Origin of the sequence: Pseudomonas sp. PDM31, from assembly GCF_019218965.1 — a bacterium.
Lineage (GTDB): Bacteria > Pseudomonadota > Gammaproteobacteria > Pseudomonadales > Pseudomonadaceae > Aquipseudomonas.
This window is the reverse complement of the sequence record NZ_JAHUWS010000005.1, coordinates 437,433-451,294: the sequence shown is the minus strand read 5'-3', so window position 1 is coordinate 451,294 and position 13,862 is coordinate 437,433. Positions and strand designations below refer to the sequence as shown.

At 59.4% G+C, this 13,862-nt stretch carries 13 protein-coding genes; 7 read left to right on the top strand and 6 right to left on the bottom strand.

The window, feature by feature from the left end:
* Nucleotides 1–6 precede the first annotated feature (6 nt).
* Nucleotides 7–399, bottom strand: coding sequence for a GFA family protein (locus KW839_RS13080; RefSeq protein WP_060539897.1), 393 nt, complete (start codon nucleotides 397–399; stop codon nucleotides 7–9).
* Between the two features lie 147 nt (nucleotides 400–546).
* On the opposite strand from KW839_RS13080, the gene KW839_RS13075 reads away from it, so the two are divergent.
* From KW839_RS13075 to KW839_RS13055, 6 genes are all read left to right on the top strand, one after another.
* Nucleotides 547–1,041, top strand: coding sequence for a PaaI family thioesterase (locus KW839_RS13075; protein WP_060539896.1), 495 nt, complete (start codon nucleotides 547–549; stop codon nucleotides 1,039–1,041).
* Nucleotides 1,042–1,089: 48 nt separating this feature from the next.
* Nucleotides 1,090–1,383, top strand: coding sequence for a hypothetical protein (locus KW839_RS27670; RefSeq protein WP_082457457.1), 294 nt, complete (start codon nucleotides 1,090–1,092; stop codon nucleotides 1,381–1,383).
* A gap of 487 nt (nucleotides 1,384–1,870) precedes the next feature.
* The gene (locus KW839_RS13070) at nucleotides 1,871–2,587 is read left to right on the top strand and encodes an MgtC/SapB family protein (protein WP_060539895.1); all 717 of its coding nucleotides are present in this window, start codon (nucleotides 1,871–1,873) and stop codon (nucleotides 2,585–2,587) included.
* A gap of 172 nt (nucleotides 2,588–2,759) precedes the next feature.
* Nucleotides 2,760–3,173 carry a response regulator gene (locus KW839_RS13065; protein ID WP_218424563.1) on the top strand — a complete coding sequence of 138 codons (414 nt, stop codon included), beginning with the start codon at nucleotides 2,760–2,762 and terminating at the stop codon, nucleotides 3,171–3,173.
* Nucleotides 3,174–3,281: 108 nt separating this feature from the next.
* Nucleotides 3,282–3,917, top strand: a complete 636-nt coding sequence (locus KW839_RS13060) for a response regulator transcription factor (RefSeq protein WP_060539893.1) — start codon at nucleotides 3,282–3,284, stop codon at nucleotides 3,915–3,917.
* Nucleotides 3,918–7,148, top strand: a complete 3,231-nt coding sequence (locus tag KW839_RS13055; RefSeq protein WP_218424562.1) for a transporter substrate-binding domain-containing protein — start codon at nucleotides 3,918–3,920, stop codon at nucleotides 7,146–7,148.
* A 227-nt stretch (nucleotides 7,149–7,375) separates the two neighbouring features.
* On the opposite strand, the gene KW839_RS13050 is transcribed toward KW839_RS13055, so the two are convergent.
* Nucleotides 7,376–7,915 (bottom strand): PaaI family thioesterase, encoded by a 540-nt coding sequence (locus KW839_RS13050; RefSeq protein WP_060539917.1) that lies wholly within the window; start codon nucleotides 7,913–7,915, stop codon nucleotides 7,376–7,378.
* Nucleotides 7,916–8,142: 227 nt separating this feature from the next.
* Here KW839_RS13050 and KW839_RS13045 point away from each other — a divergent pair, with 227 nt between their 5' ends.
* Nucleotides 8,143–9,591 (top strand): mechanosensitive ion channel domain-containing protein, encoded by a 1,449-nt coding sequence (locus tag KW839_RS13045; RefSeq protein WP_218424561.1) that lies wholly within the window; start codon nucleotides 8,143–8,145, stop codon nucleotides 9,589–9,591.
* A 179-nt stretch (nucleotides 9,592–9,770) separates the two neighbouring features.
* Here KW839_RS13045 and KW839_RS13040 read toward each other — a convergent pair whose 3' ends face one another.
* The 4 genes from KW839_RS13040 to KW839_RS13020 all read right to left on the bottom strand — a co-directional run bounded on the left by KW839_RS13040 (nucleotide 9,771) and on the right by KW839_RS13020 (nucleotide 13,508).
* Complete coding sequence (locus KW839_RS13040; protein ID WP_218424560.1) at nucleotides 9,771–11,363, bottom strand: DHA2 family efflux MFS transporter permease subunit; 1,593 nt, start codon at nucleotides 11,361–11,363, stop codon at nucleotides 9,771–9,773.
* Nucleotides 11,360–12,478 carry an HlyD family secretion protein gene (locus tag KW839_RS13035; RefSeq protein WP_218424559.1) on the bottom strand — a complete coding sequence of 373 codons (1,119 nt, stop codon included), beginning with the start codon at nucleotides 12,476–12,478 and terminating at the stop codon, nucleotides 11,360–11,362. The genes KW839_RS13040 and KW839_RS13035 overlap by 4 nt, the downstream gene beginning before the upstream one ends.
* Nucleotides 12,479–12,833: 355 nt before the next feature.
* Nucleotides 12,834–13,088, bottom strand: a complete 255-nt coding sequence (locus tag KW839_RS13025) for a hypothetical protein (protein ID WP_218424558.1) — start codon at nucleotides 13,086–13,088, stop codon at nucleotides 12,834–12,836.
* A 42-nt stretch (nucleotides 13,089–13,130) separates the two neighbouring features.
* Complete coding sequence (locus KW839_RS13020; protein WP_218424557.1) at nucleotides 13,131–13,508, bottom strand: DUF6124 family protein; 378 nt, start codon at nucleotides 13,506–13,508, stop codon at nucleotides 13,131–13,133.
* Nucleotides 13,509–13,862: the final 354 nt, after the last annotated feature.

Genomic DNA, 13,862 nt, shown 5'->3' with positions numbered 1-13,862 from the left:
GGCGGACTACTCCTCAAGGCGTCCTGTGCCCTCACGATCGCGCTCGTAGTGTCGAGTCAGCGGGAAGGGCGGCAACCAGGACTCGCGGCGGATGATCCAGCTTTCGTAAGTAGGTTTGAGCTGGTCAGGGGCATCGAGGGATCCCAGGTTCACTTCGACTTCATCGTTGCTGCGGGCGAAAACCGACGAGCCGCAGCGCGGACAAAAAAAGCGTCCGGCGTAGTCGCGGGTTTCGCCCTCGATCGTCACCGCCTCCTGAGGGAATATCGCCGAGGCGTGAAACAGCGCGCCGTGATGCTTGCGGCAGTCGAGACAGTGACACAGGCCGACCCGGTAGGGCTGTCCTGTCGCCTCGATCCTGACATTGCCGCACAGGCAACCACCGGTGTATCTGTCCATGCTGCGTCTCCTCTGCGATCACACGTTCGGTTAAACGTAGCCGCTGATCGAGCGTGATGGGGCGGGTTGGAATTCGAGCGCTCGCGGCAATCGATTCAGCGTTAGAATCCGAAGGCATTGGTTCACATTATTAAGGATGATCAAGGTATGTCCAGGCTCGACACCTCCCTGCAAGACAGCGCGGCGCCCGACGGCGTTTGTTACGGCTGTGGCAGCAGCAATCCCCACGGGCTTCACATCAAAAGCTATTGGCATGAGGACGGCGAGCATGTCGTGGCGCAATACTTGCCGGATGCCAAGTATTGCGGCTGGCCGGATCTGGTCTACGGCGGACTGATCGCGATGCTGGTCGATTGTCATTCGAACTGGGCGGCGATGGCCTGGCACTACCGCATGGAACAGCGTGAAGTCGCCAGCCTGCCGCGTATCAATTGTGTCACCGGCAACCTTGGCATCAAGTTCATCAAGCCGACGCCCATGGGCGTACCACTGACGTTGCGGGCGAAAGTGGAAGGTGAAGTCGGCCGCAAAACCCGCGTCATCTGCGAGGTCTACGCAGGGGACGTACTTACGGCCGTTGGCGACTCGATTTTTGTAAGGGTAGACACCGGGCAACTGGCGGATGCCGCGCACAGTCGCTAGCGCACAGGCACCGGTACGCCTCCAGCCTCCAGCTTCAGGGAAAACGGGATGAGCGGAAAAACAGCATGGCAATGCTCGTCATGGGGCCTGTCTTCACTGCTCGCGATCAGCCTGGCGCTGACCGCAGGCTGTGCAGGCAAAACTGCTCGCCATGCGTCCTCGAGCATCGGCTCAAGTTGCTATGCCAAGGCGCTACCGACTGCTGGCGAGGGTGGTCTGGCGTGGGGCTCTACCTTGAGCATCGCGAGGCAGAAATCCCTGAATAACTGCATACGTTATGCCGGGCGCTCCGGTGGTACGCCGAGAACCTGTCAGGTGGTGTTGTCAGAGTGCAGGAACTGAGCAGCGTCGGCATTGCGGGCACCGCCGTTCGGACTGTTTTTTGATTTACCTGAACCCTTCCTGAAGAACCCCGCAATTCCCCCAGCAGGCATTTCCAACGGGTTTACTCTCCAAACATCGGGGCGTAAGCTTCGCGCGTTTTCATCAATCACGGAGACCCACAGTGGGTACTTGTTCGAGTGACAGTTGTCGGCCGGTCCCGGTAACCGGCGTATTCTCGGCAAGATAACGCGCAGTCTCCTGTGCCGTTGTCTCGCCGACAAGCGAGCAGCGGCATCCCGATCGCGGCCAATCCTGGTCGTGTTCCAACGTCCTTCTCATCGACGCTGATCAGCGTGTGGTTTCGACTTTTCCGGTCGCTCTCACACCTGTCGACACGCCTGTCATTCGTGACCGGCGCGCCAGGCCTTGCCTTGCCGGCAGTTGCGGCGGCAGCGGCGTGGACGTACCTGCTCGACGGTTTTCCGACCCTCCAGGAGCCGTATTCATGCAAGCCATCAACAACATCAATCTGACCTCACTGCTCGACACCCTGGTCAGCCTCAGTGCGGCCTTCATCCTCGGCGGCCTGATCGGATTCGAACGCCAGTACCGGCAGCGCACTGCCGGCCTGCGCACCAACGTACTGGTGGCGGTGGGCGCGGCGATATTCGTCGATATGGCCAATCGTCTTGGCGGTGCCGAAAGCGCGGTGCGAGTGGTGGCCTATGTGGTGTCGGGCATCGGCTTTCTCGGTGCCGGGGTCATCATGCGCGAAGAGGGCAATGTGCGCGGCCTCAACACTGCCGCTACCCTCTGGACGTCGGCTGCGGTGGGTGCCTGTGCCGGTGCCGACCTGCTGGCCGAGGCGCTGCTGGGCACGCTGTTCGTACTGGCGGCAAACACTTTGTTGCGCCCGATCGTCAACAACATCAACCGTCAGCCGCTGGATGTGATTTCAGCCGAGGTCACCAACATCGTCTATGTGATCGCCCGGCGCTCGCAGCACAAAGCCGTTCTGGTCTTGCTCGAAGCCGAACTGGAACGCAGCAACTACCCGGCCCGTGATGTCGATGTGCATGCCTTCGGTGCAGACGAAATCCAGATCCAGGCCACGCTGGCAACCACTTCGGTGGATGGCGATGAACTCGATGCGCTGGTGACAAGGATCTCGATGTCGACGCTGGTGGTGCAGGCATTCTGGAGTCCGAGCACCACTGAATAATGGGACGCGGCAATCGTGTGGACCGCCAATGGCCGGCGTGAGACGCGCTTGCCCTTGACGGGCTGGCATCAGACTAACCGGTTGGCATTTAGGAATAGTCCTACAGAAAATTGTAACGGGCTTGCGTAGCCTTTGCGCCTTGTTGAGTTCCGACATTCCAATGGAGGTCCCGTTGCCGAATCACGCGCTACGAATCCTGATCGCCGACGTGCAGCACTTTAACTGCATGAGAATCGAACGGCTGTTCAACCAGCTCGGTTATTTTGCTGTGGCCCCGGTTCAAAGCCTCGAAGAGCTTCTGCGGCTGACGGAATACGGCAGCCAGCCTTTCGATCTGGTGCTCATCAATAGCGCGATGGCAGACGGGTCGTTGAATCTGCCGGATTTTTTCATCGATAACCATCAGGTTCGGCATGCCTTCATCTTTGATGGCCGCCAGGCACAACTGGCTGCAGTCCCGGACTGTATTGGGCAGACGGTCTGGATAAGTCATGCCGAACTGCCTGATTTGTCTTGCGTTCAGAAGCTGATGGCAGCTGTTGATCCCAGGCTACCATTCGTCGGAACTGTCATTTCTGACAGGTAGTTTTATCCACCCTTCCATGCAAGAGTCCCGCGCAGCCGTGGCAACGATTTACGGCCATGCCCCGGGCGTTTTTCTGCTCAGTCGTGGAGTTTTGCACAGGAAATTTCCATGAGTTCCACGAAGACAGCGGTGATTGTGGAAGATCATCCGGTGGTTTGCAGGATGATCAAACTCGTCCTCAGGGGCGCGGGATTCGATCGGATATATGAAGCAACCCGCGGCGATGAAGCACTGGCGATGATTCGTGAACATCGACCGGACATCATGCTGCTGGATCTGGACCTGCCGAATATGGCCGGGCTGGATATATTGGCGCGCCTCAAGGCGGAACAAGCGCGTTGCCGGGTGGTGGTGTTCACTTCCATGCCGCCTGATCATTATCAGGAGCGGTGCATGCGTGCCGGTGCTGCCGCTTATGTGTCCAAAAGCAGGAGTCTGGAAGATCTGGAAGCCGCGGTGAAATCCGTGATGGCCGGTTACACCTATTTTGCCCAGCTGGATTCGATCTCCGTGTCGATGGGGTCATTGCAACGCAGCGAAAAGGAACTGATCGACAGCCTCTCCAACCGCGAACTGGCCATTCTGCAACATCTGGCCCGGGGATCAAAAAACAATGAAATCGCCGAGATCATGCACCTGAGTTACAAAACGGTCAGCACCTACAAATCCCGGTTGATTGACAAACTCAATGTGCGATCGCTGGTGCTTTTGCGCGATTTCGCCCTGCGCAATCATCTTATCTGAATGAAAATTTTTCGAGGCCTGTCGGGCCTGGTGTTGTCGGGCTTTCTTTTCTGCACGTCGACTGCCTGGGCACAGCCGCAAACATTGACGTTGCTGGGTCGCTCGGACGTCGAAGGCGTGGCCATCACGCTGTCGGAAGCCGAATCGCGCTGGCTGCACCAGAAACAACGGTTGGTGCTGGCTGTCTCCGCTCCGGATTATCCACCGTTCGAGTTCAACTCCGCGGGCAAGGTGTTCGAAGGGGTGACGGGGGATTACGCTGGAATACTGCAGCAGCTGTTGAACGTGGAGATCGACGTTCATCGCTATCCATCACGCGCTGAAGCGGTGCGGGCAATCAAGGAGGGCGAGGCAGACCTGCTGGGAACCGCCAACCGCTATGAAGCTGAAGATCCGCAACTGCAGATGTCCAGTGCCTATGCGGTTGATCAACCCGTGCTGGTCATCCGCGCCGATGCATCCGAAGTACCGCAGCCGACACTGGCCGGCAAACAGTTGGCGACCCTCTATCACTATCTGCCCGAACGAAGCGTGCAACAGTTCTATCCCGACGCTCAGGTACAGCCTTATCCCTCGACATTGGCGGCAATGGGCGCGGTAGCGTTCGGCCAAGCGGACGTTTATCTGGGCGATGCGATCAGTGCTCATTACCTGATCAGCATGAACTACCTGAATAACGTCCAGTTTGCCGACTTCTCACCGCTGGAGTCCGGCCGCTTTGCCTTCGCAATGGCCCGCGAGAATCAGCCGCTGTTGCGTATCGTCAACAAGGCGCTGGCGGCCGTCTCAGCCAATGAACAGATGAACATCCTGTTGCGCTGGGGGGCGAGCGGAGTGTCTATCCCGGGAACTCATACATTACAGTTGAGCGTGGCCGAACAGCGCTGGCTCGATCGTCACCCGCGTGTGAGGGTGGCGATCAACGAGGATATCCCACCGATTTCGTTCATCGATGGCGAGGGCAGATACCGCGGGATCAGCGTCGATGTGCTGGCGAAAATCAGCCTGCGTACCGGCTTGCAATTTGACATTCAGGCCATGAAATCGGTGACAGCGATGGTCAACGCCATCAAGAGCGGTGAGGTCGACGTACTGGCGGGAATAGGCCTCAGCTCCCAGCGTGAAGACGAGCTGTCGTTTACCCGGGCGTTCCTCAGCAGCCCGTCGGTGCTGGTCACCCGCATAGGGCCGGACAGCCCCAGGACCCTGGATGACATGGCAAGAAAAACCCTGGCGTTGACCCGGGGCAACATCGCCGGTGAATACATTCGGCACCACTTCCCGCTGATTCGGTGCAAGGATGCGCCCCTGTCGTCTGATGCCATGGAAATGGTCGCCCGGGGCGAGGCTCAAGGTGGCATCAATTCGCTGATCAGTGCCCGCTATCTGATTTCGCGCCAATACCGTGATCTGCTGCAAGTGACCAGCACAGTAGGCACCGACCCGGCGCGCAGCGCCCTGGCGACCAGTCGCGAGGCCGTCGAGTTGCATTCGATCCTGGACAAGGCGCTGCTGAGTATTCCTCCCGAAGAAATCGACAAGCTGACCCAACCCTGGCGCTACGACTCGATGGTGGAGCAGAGCTATTGGTTGCGCCACCGCAAAACCATTTTCCAGGCGTTCGCCTTTGCCGGCACCCTGCTGTTTCTCGCGTTGGCCGGGATCCTCTGGCAGCGCCGCCAGATCCGTCTGCGCCAGCAATTGCTGGGTCAACTGCAGCAAGCCAAGGATGCAGCGGATGACGCCAACCGTGCCAAGACCACATTTCTGGCGACCATGAGCCATGAAATACGCACGCCGATGAACGCGCTGATCGGTATGCTCGAACTGGCATTGAAACGCGCCGATGAAGGCGTGACTGACCGTTGCGCCATCGAGGTGGCCTCCAATGCAGGGCAACAGTTGCTGGCGTTGATCGGCGACATACTGGATATCGCCCGCATCGAATCCGGCCATCTGTCCCTGGCGCCGGAGCGGGTCAACCTGCGAGCGCTGGTGGCGTCGGTGTGTCGGGTTTTTGAAGGCCTGGCGCTGGAGAAAAACCTGCGCTGGCGGGTTGAACTTGACGAGCACAGTGATCGCGATGTGATGCTTGACCCCACGCGCTTCAAACAGGTTCTGTCCAATCTGCTGAACAACGCGATCAAGTTCACCAATGCCGGCCAGGTGAGTCTGAAGCTGCAGGTCGAGCCCCGGCCCACGGCGCATCTGGCGGTCAGCGTCATTATCGAAGACAGTGGCATCGGCATCAGCGAATTTGACCGCAAACGTCTGTTCAGTCCGTTTGTTCAGGCGGGCAACACTCAGCAGTCCGGTCGGCAGGGTTCGGGACTGGGCCTGGTGATCAGCCGCACGCTCTGCGAGATGATGGGCGGCCAGTTGCAGCTCGAAAGTACACTGGGGCGTGGTACTCAAGTTGCTATCAGGCTCGATCTGGTCGCGCTGCAACCGTTGTCCGCCAGCGAGTCCTGGCAGGACGCAGCACCGCGACCGACGCGCGCGTTGACCATACTGGCCGTTGACGATTATCCGGCCAATCTTCTGCTGCTCTCACGGCAATTGAGCTACCTGGGGCATAGCGTTCTAACCGCGCAGGATGGGGTGCAGGGCCTTGCGCAATGGCGTGAGCATGATTTCGATCTGGTCATCACCGATTGCAACATGCCGTTGCTCAGTGGCTATGAACTGGCCGGCGCCATACGTGACGAAGAACGCCGACAGAGACTGCCGTCGACGTTGATTCTGGGCTTTACCGCCAATGCGCAGGCCGCCGAGAAAGTCCGCTGTCAGGAGGCTGGCATGGACGATTGCCTGTTCAAACCTATCCGCCTGACGGATCTGCAGACATGGTTGGCAACGCGCTTCAGCGGTGAGCGGGCAGGGCAGATCATCTCAAGCGAACCGGCCGAATTCGATTTGAGTGGCCTGGATCGATACATCGGTTCGGACCCTGAATTGGTCGATCAGTTGCTGCTCGATATCTCCCTGGCCAACCGCGACGACCGCGTTTACCTGTTGGCCTTGCATGCCAGCGGTAACCGCCCTGGATTGCGTGAGCTGGCGCACCGGGTCAAGGGCGGCGCACTGATGGTCCGCGCGGACGCCTTGGTGGCCTGTTGCGAGCAGCTGGAGCGGGCATGCAGTGACGGCAGCGCGTCACTGATCGACGCCGCCGTTGATCAGCTGCAGCAAGCCATGACGCGGCTGGATCATCGACTCCAGCAAGACTGACGTTCAATCCCGGCGCGGCGCAATGCCTTTGGGGCTGGTCAGCCGCAGGCCGCGATCAAGACCGCCGATCGCAGAATGTCAGTCGCCAGTGACGTTGGATGTGCCGGCCTCATCGCGAGCAGGCTCGCTCCTACAGTTTGATCTGCAGTGAACACTAAGTTAATGGCCTGCAACCATCCCCTGTGGGAGCTGGCCTGCCGGCGATGGCGGCGACTCGGTCTGAACCCTTACCCGCGAGCCTCAAGAATCATGCAGGTCGTCGATCCGGTCGCATACAGCCGCCCATCCACATCATAAATCCGCCCCTCGGCCAGCGCCGTCGAGCGCCCCAGATGGACAATCTTGCCCTCGGCCCGCACCGGCCCGCTGGCACCGGTCAATGCCCGGACATAACTGATGCGCAGATCCAGGGTGGTGTAACCCTGGCCCTTTTTCAGTTGTGTATGAATCGCGCAACCCATGCACGAATCCAGCAAGGTTGCGGCATACCCGCCATGCACGCTGCCCAACGGGTTGTAATGCCGCGAGTCCGGGGTGCCCTGAAAGATGAACAACCCGGCGGACCATTCGATGGGGATAAAATCCATCAGCGCGCCGATGGGTGGAGAGGGCAGTTTGCCTTCGCCTATACCTTCGAAAAACTCGGCGGGGGACAGGGCGCTGACTTGGGCCATGGACAAACTGCCAGGCCCGGCAAGGCGTTCGCGCATGGCCTGTTCCTGTGCAAGCCATTGGGCGAGGGTGGCGTCACGGGTGGGGCTTTGCATGTTCATGTCCTCGGAGAGCAGAAGATATTATGGCTGTAATTATTTGCGATATTATGTCTGAAATAAAATCTCCGCTACCCCCTATCAGCTTGCCGCTAAAAACCTGCTGGCTGACCCGTCCCCCTGTAGGAGCTCATGGTGTTTTGCAGGCAGTATTCATCCAGCGAAATCAATTGCTCCTACACTATGGCCAATCATCGCGGTATTGGCCTTGCTGGAGTTGCTTGATGCTGTCACTGCTTACCGAACACCCGCTGGTCTGCGCCATGACGTTGATCGTCATCGATCTGGGCTTGTGGCGCTTGCTCAGTTCCATGGGCAGCGCCTGGCGATTGCTCGTACGGGTGGTGATTTTCGCCCTGTTCAGCGTGCTGCTGTTCAATGAAGGTCTCAATCCACTGGAACCCGCGCCCTGGCCCGATAACGTGCCCCTGCACCTGGCGGCCACTGGCTTGCAGATCGCTTGGTGGCTGTTTGCTGCGCGAACCCTGACGGTGTTGATTGGCGCGGGCATGATGCAACGGGTAGGGCACACCGGGCGGCTGCTGCAGGATCTGCTCGGGGCAGTGATCTTCCTGATTGCGGTCATCGCGGCCCTGGCCTACGTGCTCGAGCTGCCGGTCAAAGGCGTGCTGGCGACCTCCGGTGCCTTGGCGATCATCGTCGGCCTGGCTTTGCAAAGCACCCTCAGCGACGTGTTCTCCGGGATAGTCCTCAACACCACCAAACCCTATCAACTCGATGACTGGATCTCCATAGACGGCACTGAAGGCCGGGTCACCGATATCGACTGGCGCGCCACGCGCCTGCAAACCGCCAAGGGCAGCATGGCGGTGATCCCCAACTCCCTGGCGGCCAAGGCCAAGATCATCAACTTCAGCAGGCCGAGCAATATGTTCGGCGTTTCCATTTCCCTGGTACTTAGCCCCCATGCACGGCCCAATACAGTGATCGACGCCCTGGAGCGGGCCATGCAGGGCTGTCGCTTTCTGCTCGACGAGCCGGCACCGAGTGTGGCACTGAAAAGCTCCGGCAGTACCGGGGTCGAGTATGAAATCAGCGGCTTCGTCGCGTCGATGAGCGAGAAACGTTCTGTGCGTAACCAACTGTTCGATCTGGCCTATCGGCACTTGCAGGCTTGTGGAGTCAGTTTGTTGTCCAGCGAGGAATTCGCTCCTTCGGCCGGGCTGTCACGGCAACGGGCGATGCTCGACAGTTCGCCGATTTTCTCCACCTTGCGTCAGGAGGAGAAAGACACTTTCAGCCAGAACATGACCCTGCAAGCCTTTCGCGCCGGGGAGACGATTCTGCAGGCGGGGGAGGTCAGCGATCATTTGTTCATCATTGAATCCGGGGTGGTCACAGTGACGCTGACCCGCCAGGGTGTGCCGTTAGAATCCGGTCGCATGGGCCCGGGGGAGGTGATCGGCGAGGCCGGCATCCTGTCCGATTCCGCGCTGCCCGCCACCTTTACCGCAAAAACCGCCTGCGGCCTGTACCGCATCGAGAAGCAATACCTCAAACCGTGCCTGGACGCCCGGCACGAGATCAATGATGCGATGAAAGCCTTGCTGGATTACCGGTTGCACAAGGCGCAATCGCTGACCCAGGATGTGCCGGTTGTGGCGCAGAAACGGGGGTTTTTGCAGTGGTTGCGTGATCGCAGTCATGTTTAGCCCAAAAAACGCGTTGTCAGGACCCCGTGGCCTCCTCGACTTCTGAAAGATTGGCTATTTGTGCTGAGCACCAGGGGGACTGACTTGGTGCCACACCCACTTCCGCCGACGCCATCAAGATGGGTGAAACCCCACGCCGGCTGTTCGGTGTCAGTGCCAGGCGCGCAAAAGTCTGAGCCTCAATGCCCATCGGCACTGGGCGCGGCCGGTGGTTGCACCTTGCGCATCAGGGGCACCATCGCCGTGGCGATGATGAAGCAGACCATGATCATCAGAAACGCGTCGCCATAGGTTTGCGTCTGGGCTTCGCGGTAGGTCAAAAGCCATAACTGGTGCAGGCTGGCGGTGACTGCGGCGTCACCGCTCTGGCCGAGGGCGGCGAAGTTGTTGCCGACCTGGGACAGCCAATGATTCAGCGCTTCGTTAGTGCTGTTGAGGTTCTCCGCCAACCGGGTGAAGTGCAGGTTGGTGCGATCGTTGAGGATGGTCGCGCACGCGGCAATGCCGATGGCCCCGCCCAGGTTGCGCATCAGGTTGAACAACCCCGAAGCATGTTTGAGCCGCGCCGGTGCCAACCCCCCGAGGGTCAAGGTTACGGCCGGCGGTACCGCCAGTTGCTGGGCAATCCCGCGCAAGGCTTGGGGCAGCATCAACTCCCTGGCCCCCCAGTCATGGGTGATCGGGCTGAAATCCCACATCGACAGCGCGAACAGGCCAAGGCCCGTCATCATGATCCAGCGCAGGTCGACGCGGTTGGCCAGAAAGGCATACAGAGGAATGGCCAGGATCTGGAACACCCCGGTGGAGAAAACCGCCAGACCAATGTCCAGCGCACCGTAGCCGCGCACCCGCCCGAGAAACAGCGGCGTCAGGTAAATGGTGGCGAACAGGCCGATTCCGGTGACGAATGAAAAGAAGCAGCCGAGGGCGAAGTTGCGGTCCTTCAAGGCGCGCAAATCGACGATCGGGTTGGCCACGTGCAAGGTCCGGCCGATGAACGCCAGCCCGGCCAACCCGCTGACCCATGCCGTGGTCAGGATCGTGTGGTCGCTGAACCAGTTCCAGCGCGGTCCTTCCTCCAGGGTGTACTCCAGGCAGCCGAGGAACAGCGCCAGAAACACCATGCTCAGGTAATCCGCGCCTTTGAGCAGCGACAATTCAGGCTGGTCGATTTTCACCAGCATCGGCACCGCTACGGCTACGAATACACCGGGCACCAGATTGATATAGAACAACCAGTGCCAGGACGAAATATCGGTGATCCAGCCACCGATCACCGGGCCCAGGGTCGGCGCCAGCGATGCCACCGCGCCGATGGTTGCGGCAGCGATCACCCGTTGCTTGCCCGTGAAGAAAACGAAGGCCGTGGTGAACACCAGAGGGATCATCGAACCGCCTAGAAAGCCTTGCAGGGCACGGAAAGCGATCATGCTCTGGATGTTCCAGGCCGCGCCGCAGAGCAGGCTGGTGAGGGTGAACCCCACGGCCGACGCGCAAAACAGCCAGCGTGTGGAAAACACCCGCGACAACCAGCCGGACAGCGGGATCACGATGATTTCGGCGATCAGGTAGCTGGTCTGTATCCACGCGGTTTCGTCAGTGCCGGCGGAGAGTCCGCCGCCGATGTCCCGCAGCGAGGCCGAGACAATCTGGATATCCAGCAGGGCAATGAACATGCCGACGCACATGCTGGCGAAGGCGAAGACTTTGGTCGCCGTCGCCATGCTTGCGGCATTGAACGGTTGCGCGGGCGCGGCGAGGGCGCGGCTCATGGTGCGCTGGCCACGGCGGGTGCTTCAGGTTCCTTGCGCGTGTCGACTTCAGCGGTCACCGACAGACCGGGACGCAGGTGGCCGAGCAGGCTGTCGGCCGGGTCGAGGTGGATGCGTACCGGTACCCGCTGGACGATTTTGGTGAAGTTGCCGGTGGCGTTTTCCGGTGGCAACACGCTGAACTGCGAACCGCTGGCCGGCGCGAGGCTGTCCAGGTACCCGTGGAATGCCTGGCCCGAGAGCACATCGGCATGAATCACCACTCGCTGCCCCGGGAGCATGCGCGCCAGTTGGTCTTCCTTGAAGTTGGCATCGACCCACAGCCCGCTGGAGGGCACCACCGAGAGTAACTGCGAACCCGCCTGTGCATAGGCCCCGACCCGGGCCCGGCGATTGCCGATCACGCCGTCGACCGGCGCGCGCAGCTCGGTGTAGCCGACATTCAATTGCGCCAGATCACGTTCGGCCCTGGCCTGGATCAACGCGGCGCGGGCCTGCTGTTTCTGGGTGGCTATCACGTTCAACTGGCGCTGCGCCGCCAGCAGCTCTGCCTGGGCGCGGTTGCTTTGCGCCTGGGCGGTCTTGAAGGTGGCATTGGCCCGTTGCGCGCTTTCTACCGAGACAGCGCTGGTGCTGACCAGTTTTTTATAGCGCGCATCGTCGTCCCGGGAGCGGGCGGTTTCCGCACCGGCAGCATCGATACCGGCGTGGGCCTGGGCGATGACCGCCTGTTGCAGTTGTTCGGTGGCGTCGAGGTTGGCCAGCAAGGCCTCTTGCGCGGCGACCGCGCCTTCGGCCTTGGCCAGGTGGGCGCGGTAGTCGCGCGAATCGAGACGAATCAACAAGTCGCCAGCCTTGACCTGCTGGTTGTCGATCACCAGCACTTCGTCGATATAGCCTGCCACCTTCGGTCCTATCACCGTCACATTGGCGCCGATGTAGGCGTCGTCGGTTTGCTCGATGAAGCGCCCGGCGGTCCACCAGTGCGTTGCGAACAGTCCAGCCAGCACCAGCGCCGCGATGCTCAGTGTCGACAGGAGCAGGCGCTTGAGCACCGGGGATCTGGAGGGCACCGGGACAGCAAGTTCGGGTTCAACGGTAGGCATACTGGTCATGGCGAATACCTGTCGGAGCGGCTTTAATTACGCTCATAATATGATATGTGTAATATTCTCTGGCAAATGATTTTTGCTGCCGGTCGTCAGGTGCTTTGAATGGGCGAGGATGTTTTGTGAGGGAGGCCGCAGGCCAGGTACGAACTTTAATGTCGAACAACCTGTCGGAGCTGCCGCAGGCTGCGATCCTTTGATCTTGTTTTTAAAAATCAAAATCAAAGGATCGCAGCCTGCGGCAGCTTCTTCAGGGGGAGCCGCGCGGGATTAAACGCGTTCGAAAATCGCCGCGATACCCTGGCCGCCACCGATGCACATGGTCACCAGCGCATAACGGCCGTTGACGCGGTGCAGTTCCCTAGGCAGAAACCTGCGCCTGCAGTCGTCGTCCGACGACATCCATCAAATCACAGCCATCACGTAACGAAACCACCAGGACCCGCGCCAACTCACTGTGCACGCCCTCGCCGAACGCGAAGCTTTCCAGTAGTTGAGTCGCAGTGCGAATTCGGTAGGCCGCCGTTTCGTGTAACACGTCCAGTGGTGCTTCAGTGTCGATCACCATCGACGCAATGGTGCAGTTGATACCAGTGATGGGCATATATCGATCCATGAAAAAAAACCTCCTTTGGGTCCCCAAACGTGTCCATTGAGCTTACCTATTTGGCGATGCCTCCGGACCACCGCCCAGCGGGTCCAGATTGTCCAGCGCCCGATTGACCAATAACTCGCCTAACACCGCCAGTTGCTGAATCGCCAGCATTACATTGCGGCGCGAGCCTTCAAGTTCACACGCCAGGTCGGTGGCCATCACATTCAGGGAGGCGAGCGTTTCACAGGCGTGACAGAGCAGCGACTCGGTGTCGATGTTCGGCATGATGGTGAAGACATGGCTAACCGGGTCGGGACGATTTGGATTGCGCAGACGCGCGCTGACAAGGGGTTCGGTTATTTCGGAGAGCCTGGAGATATCGATCTCCTCGAAGTCTGACCGAAGGGACGATTGCGGGGAGTTGCGGGCGGTTTTTTTCATGTCGGAGCTCCTTGCAAAGTTTAAATGCCAGTCCCATGCCGTCTATCGGGATTGATTAGCGGCAGTGCGCGAGTTGGCTGACCGTTAGAATTATTACCAGAAAACTCCAATCAATTAATCAAAAAATTGAACATCTATGTAATTAAATGATTCATATTTGGTTGTCGTGCTAGATGTTTGGAGTTTTCTGTAAGATTTTTCGTTAAAGGGTGCGGGTTTGTAAGAAATATCCTCAATGCAAGTAGGGCATGTATGTAGTGTTTGACGCTGAGCAGGGTGGTGTGAAACATTATTTGACGGTTGTTAGGTGTGATTGCAATGTTGTCTTTTTTGTTGGGGCGAAATGCGGAAGGC

Excerpts from the sequence above, each read along its gene's own strand:
- KW839_RS13080 (WP_060539897.1), bottom strand. The coding sequence starts at position 399 with ATGGACAGATACACCGGTGGTTGCCTGTGCGGCAATGTCAGGATCGAG.
- KW839_RS13075 (WP_060539896.1), top strand. The coding sequence starts at position 547 with ATGTCCAGGCTCGACACCTCCCTGCAAGACAGCGCGGCGCCCGACGGC.
- KW839_RS27670 (WP_082457457.1), top strand. The coding sequence starts at position 1,090 with ATGAGCGGAAAAACAGCATGGCAATGCTCGTCATGGGGCCTGTCTTCA.
- KW839_RS13070 (WP_060539895.1), top strand. The coding sequence starts at position 1,871 with ATGCAAGCCATCAACAACATCAATCTGACCTCACTGCTCGACACCCTG.
- KW839_RS13060 (WP_060539893.1), top strand. The coding sequence starts at position 3,282 with ATGAGTTCCACGAAGACAGCGGTGATTGTGGAAGATCATCCGGTGGTT.
- KW839_RS13055 (WP_218424562.1), top strand. The coding sequence starts at position 3,918 with ATGAAAATTTTTCGAGGCCTGTCGGGCCTGGTGTTGTCGGGCTTTCTT.
- KW839_RS13050 (WP_060539917.1), bottom strand. The coding sequence starts at position 7,915 with ATGCAAAGCCCCACCCGTGACGCCACCCTCGCCCAATGGCTTGCACAG.
- KW839_RS13045 (WP_218424561.1), top strand. The coding sequence starts at position 8,143 with ATGCTGTCACTGCTTACCGAACACCCGCTGGTCTGCGCCATGACGTTG.
- KW839_RS13040 (WP_218424560.1), bottom strand. The coding sequence starts at position 11,363 with ATGAGCCGCGCCCTCGCCGCGCCCGCGCAACCGTTCAATGCCGCAAGC.
- KW839_RS13035 (WP_218424559.1), bottom strand. The coding sequence starts at position 12,478 with ATGACCAGTATGCCTACCGTTGAACCCGAACTTGCTGTCCCGGTGCCC.
- KW839_RS13025 (WP_218424558.1), bottom strand. The coding sequence starts at position 13,088 with ATGGATCGATATATGCCCATCACTGGTATCAACTGCACCATTGCGTCG.
- KW839_RS13020 (WP_218424557.1), bottom strand. The coding sequence starts at position 13,508 with ATGAAAAAAACCGCCCGCAACTCCCCGCAATCGTCCCTTCGGTCAGAC.